Below are 4,230 nucleotides of genomic sequence, written 5' to 3'. Positions count from 1 at the left end.
CAGAGCAGGCTCAGGGCTACTGAAAGCCCGCTCCGTACCGCTTTAGCGGTCGGAGTCGGGTAGTTTACTAGTCTTTGACCCATAGCACTGACCCTTGCCCCTGGCTACAATGGGGGGACATGCTTAATAAAACTTCAGAACCCAAGGGTGGCTATGGTTGTCAGCTTGGAACGGGATCCCTGCGTGGTGCCTTCTGCTGGGGAGTTGCGGCAGGTGCTACAGGGGGTTGGCCCTCGTTCTTGTCCCTTGCAGTACAACTTTCACCTACACACTCGTTGTTCGGATGGGCAGATGGATCCCGTGGATCTGGCGGAGCAGGCGCGCCGGCACGGTCTGAAGGGACTGGCCATCACCGATCACCACACCCTGAAGGGCTACGAGCGAGCCCGCGCCCACCTGGATCGTCCCGACGACCCCATTCTGTGGCCGGGGATCGAGATCACAGCCAACCTGTTGGGCTGTGAAGTGCATATTCTGGGCTACGGCTTCGATCCCACCGATGGTGTCCTGGATCCCTTTGCCCAAGGGGAGCAGGTTCCCGGCTTGCCCGCCGCCGACGCGATCCAGGCCATTCAAGCGGCAGGAGGCTTGGCGGTGTTGGCCCATCCCTTTCGCTATTGCCTGCCTGCAGAGGAAATTGTCCCAGCAGCAGCGGAGTTGGGAATAGATGGCCTTGAGGTCTACTACGCCTACAAAAACCCGGAGATTTGGATCCCTAGCCCGGAAGTGACGGAGAAAGCCGAAGAGCTGGCCGAGACCTACGGACTTTTGAAAACCTGTGGCACCGACTCTCATGGCCCCAGTATTCTGAGGCGGATTTGAGCCAGGCTACCCAGGTGGAGAACGGGCTGCTACGGGCGTGGATAGAGCAGCTGACCAAGCCGGCGCAACTGCTCTGCGGTGCCCATGCACAACAGCAGATCCCCCGGCTGCAACAGGGTTTCTCCGCTGGGGCCACCGATCAACTGGCCATCGGCCCGCCGGATTGCCACCACTAAAGCTCCGGATCGGTTGCGCAAATCGGCTTTCCGTAGGGTTTGCCCGACATAAGGACATTCTTGGGCTGCCAGCTCGTACTCCTCCAGGTAGAAAGTGCGATCCCGACCGGCAAGGATGCCATCCACAAAGTCCACAACTCGAGGACGCAGGGCAGCCGCCGCCATGCGTTTTCCGCCCGTGATGTAAGGAGAAATGGCATGGGCAACGCCCGCTCGCTGCAGTTTTTGCAAAGCCTCTTCCGTATTGGCGCGGGCAATGGTGCGAATGCGGGGGTTCAAGGTGCGGGCCGACAAGACCACGTAGAGGTTCTCGGCATCGGAAGACAGGGCGGCAATCAGCCCCTCCGCCTGTTGCACCCGCGCTTCCAGCAAAGTGGCATCCAGAGTACTATCCCCCTGGAGGGCCACGTATCCCAGCTCTTGAGCCACCTGAATGGCCTCGGCAGACTGATCAATCACCAAAAATGGCACCCCTTCTGCTCGAAACTCTTGAGCCACCTGCCGGCCAATGCGCCCGAAACCGCAAATGATATAGTGGTTGTTCAGCGCTTCCATCTGTTTCTTCCATTTCCGTTGCCGGATCCCTTCCTGAAAATGTCCCTGGATGAGGGCCTCTGTAAAGCGATTCACCATGAACCCAATGCTCAAGACCCCCATCAGGATCAAGGCCACCGTAAACAAACGCCCCCGATCCCCCAGCGGCTCCACCTCCATAAAGCCAACAGTGGTCAGGGTGATGATGGTCATGTAAAAAGCCTCCACCCACGGCCACTGCTCCACCCCGTGGTACCAAAGGGTACCGATCAGCACCACACACACCAATGCCCCCACGCCCAAGCCGAGGTCTCGCCGGATTCCGGGATCCCTTTTGGCAGCCTGGAAGGGGGGACGAGCAGAAGCCATAGAGCCCAGCCAGATCTAGCCCAGGAAAAGGAAGCAAGAACTAGAATGGGGAAGAACCCGTTGTTGTTCGGTAACAAGTGGAGTGCGGATGCCTGAATACATCAAAGTGGAATATCGGATCGACAAAAACGGACAGGTCACCGAGACCGTACTGAATGGTTCTGGCTCCAGTTGTACCCTAGCTACCGCCGGCTTGGAATCGGCGCTCGGAGCCGTGCAGAAACGGGAGCTCTTGCCGGAGTTTCACCAACTGACTGAAATCGAGAGGGAGTCAGAAGTCTCTTTGAAGCAAACCCGCTGACTCCATATCCATTTGCCTAGGGTTCTCACCATCTTCTCACTTTTTCTTTTTGCTCCCCTTTCCGGCCGTATTGCCGGCCCGTGCCGCTCCAACCGCAGCCTGAAACAGCCAAACAGCCAATGGAGCAGCGACAACCAAGATGATGCTGGTGGGGCCGACGCCAAAATCCGGCTCGCCAGAAGCCAACTCGAAAATTGAGCCAACAGCAGCAATGGCGCTGAGGCAGGAAACGGCCAAGAGCAGGTAACCTTTAACGCTGGTGGTCATAGAGAACCCGTTTGAGAACTACACTTGCGCAGTACAGGGCAAGCCGGTCGAATGCGTATTCATTCGCTAAAAAGCCCTCCCACTCCTGAGAGGGCTAACTTTTATGCTAAAGGCAGGGATCCCTGTCCAGCAAGGCAAAACCAAAAGTGGGATCCCTAGAAGTTCAGCACCTAGGGTGTGGATTTAGCCGTTCACGATGATCTTGCCGACCATTCCGGCCCCACGGTGGGGCGTGCAGTAGTAGGTGTACTCACCTGGAGGAACATCAACAAAAGCTGACTCCACCACCTGCTTAGGAGCAGTGAGCAGCGCCTTGTGGGAGAGTTTGGCCGCCAAAGCCGCATCTCCACCGGGCACCTTGTCGAAGACAACATTGTGGGGGTAGACCTTGTTGTTCACCCACTGAACGGTATCCCCTTGGTTGATGGTGAGAGAAGGCGGATCGTAGACCAACTGGGCCTTGTCAGATCCCATTTTGACGATGTAGGTCTCGGCAGCAGCAGGGTTGGACAAGAACGCCACAGCCAATCCCCCAACCACAAGGCTGAGCAGGATGAGCTGCAAACGCTTCACCAGGTTAAAAACTAGAGACATGGATTCCTCTCAAAACGCAACAGCAGTTATCCCAGACTTTGCGGCTCGGTTGTTCCCTTGTATGCAGTGAAGAGAACCCAGCCAGGCGGAGGGACAGCAGGGACACTTGAATTCCTAATGTTCATTATAAGGGGGCTCATCCCAAAATAGAGCATGCCCACCCATGGAGCGGCAACATCCATTCTTTACAGGGAGCCGCGGCAGACCGAACCCGCCAAACAGCACAGCTCTTCCAGAAACCTACGGCAACCCTGTTGCCAGGCAATCCGATGCGGCTGGATCCCCGGCCAGTTGGGGCAGGATGTTTTGGCGGTTGGTGAGCGTGCGCAGGGAACCGAGAGCCAGTTTTCCGGGTCGTCCTCATCTCTACCCAAAAGTGCTTCGCAAAGTTTCGCAAAGTAGAGATTCTTTTTCCGTGGGATCCCTTAAAGTCCAAGAGTGTCTTGCCTAACAAATCCGTAGGGTTGTCGATGCACAAGAAGGGCAAATCATCCTAATCTCAAAGAGCAGGTTCTTGGATGCTGCTGGTCGGTATTCCTTTGAGATTCCTCAATAACATCACCTGAAAGTCAGTTGGTTGTTCAGCCCTCACCAAAAAAGGGAGTCTGTTAAGATGAGCGTACAGCGTTCACCCGTAGTTGGTCCAAGCAAGAGTCGGCTTGCAACAAGTTTAGAATCGACGGATCAGCGGCTTAACATTCAAATCTTGGCCCGGTGTATTGGCACTGCCTTGAACCTGGGCGCTCCTCTCAGGGTTGAAGTACACTACACCTCAAAAGTGCAGCAGTAAGGTTTTCTTACCAGGCTGATCTGGAGGCACAGCTTCATACTGCAGTTTTTACTTATCTGAGCCTGGAGTGAGTTTTTGGACTTCTTACTTCACTGTATAGCCATATAGCCACTGCTATCTAAGACAACGCATCTAGCGTATGAGGAAACTCCTCTGGCTCTCTAGAAGAGAGGAGCGAGCGTAAGCCAATTTCTCGGCCAGAAGGTTGTATGGCAGTCGGCTACAGGGATCCCTGAACTTCCTGATCCTGAGATGCTTTGGGGATGAGTTACATTGCCATCGGCCAAACCCTTTGCCAGAGGTTGAAACTGATACATTCACGCTGAACTCTCCTGAACATGGTTCAGGAAAGAAGCGATCGCATCCTGCCTATCTCT

The 4,230-nt window shown here is 55.4% G+C and carries 5 protein-coding genes; 2 read left to right on the top strand and 3 right to left on the bottom strand.

The genetic code is table 11. The features are described 5' to 3' along the window. Window positions 1-153: 153 nt before the first annotated feature. Window positions 154-822, top strand: a complete 669-nt coding sequence (locus NW840_RS10300; RefSeq protein WP_011433405.1) for a PHP domain-containing protein — start codon at window positions 154-156, stop codon at window positions 820-822. A gap of 29 nt (window positions 823-851) precedes the next feature. Here the strand turns inward: NW840_RS10300 and NW840_RS10295 are convergent, their stop codons facing one another. Next, window positions 852-1,901, bottom strand: a complete 1,050-nt coding sequence (locus NW840_RS10295; RefSeq protein WP_414344088.1) for a potassium channel family protein — start codon at window positions 1,899-1,901, stop codon at window positions 852-854. Window positions 1,902-1,989: 88 nt separating this feature from the next. Between NW840_RS10295 and NW840_RS10290 the strand changes: the two genes are divergently transcribed. Then, window positions 1,990-2,202 (top strand): DUF2997 domain-containing protein, encoded by a 213-nt coding sequence (locus tag NW840_RS10290; RefSeq protein ID WP_414344087.1) that lies wholly within the window; start codon window positions 1,990-1,992, stop codon window positions 2,200-2,202. Between the two features lie 36 nt (window positions 2,203-2,238). Here NW840_RS10290 and NW840_RS10285 read toward each other — a convergent pair whose 3' ends face one another. Both NW840_RS10285 and petE read right to left on the bottom strand, forming a co-directional pair. Next, a complete protein-coding gene (locus tag NW840_RS10285) occupies window positions 2,239-2,469 on the bottom strand; it encodes a hypothetical protein (RefSeq protein ID WP_011433402.1) in 231 nt (76 codons plus the stop codon). Window positions 2,470-2,652: 183 nt separating this feature from the next. Continuing rightward, window positions 2,653-3,063, bottom strand: a complete 411-nt coding sequence (petE, locus tag NW840_RS10280; protein WP_011433401.1) for a plastocyanin — start codon at window positions 3,061-3,063, stop codon at window positions 2,653-2,655. Window positions 3,064-4,230: the final 1,167 nt, after the last annotated feature.

This window comes from Synechococcus sp. R5-13 (assembly GCF_047462015.1).
Taxonomy (GTDB): domain Bacteria; phylum Cyanobacteriota; class Cyanobacteriia; order Thermostichales; family Thermostichaceae; genus Thermostichus.
This window is presented reverse-complemented; position numbering and strand designations above follow the sequence as displayed.

Excerpts from the sequence above, each read along its gene's own strand:
- NW840_RS10300 (WP_011433405.1), top strand. The coding sequence starts at position 154 with ATGGTTGTCAGCTTGGAACGGGATCCCTGCGTGGTGCCTTCTGCTGGG.
- NW840_RS10295 (WP_414344088.1), bottom strand. The coding sequence starts at position 1,901 with ATGGCTTCTGCTCGTCCCCCCTTCCAGGCTGCCAAAAGGGATCCCGGA.
- NW840_RS10290 (WP_414344087.1), top strand. The coding sequence starts at position 1,990 with ATGCCTGAATACATCAAAGTGGAATATCGGATCGACAAAAACGGACAG.
- NW840_RS10285 (WP_011433402.1), bottom strand. The coding sequence starts at position 2,469 with ATGACCACCAGCGTTAAAGGTTACCTGCTCTTGGCCGTTTCCTGCCTC.
- petE (WP_011433401.1), bottom strand. The coding sequence starts at position 3,063 with ATGTCTCTAGTTTTTAACCTGGTGAAGCGTTTGCAGCTCATCCTGCTC.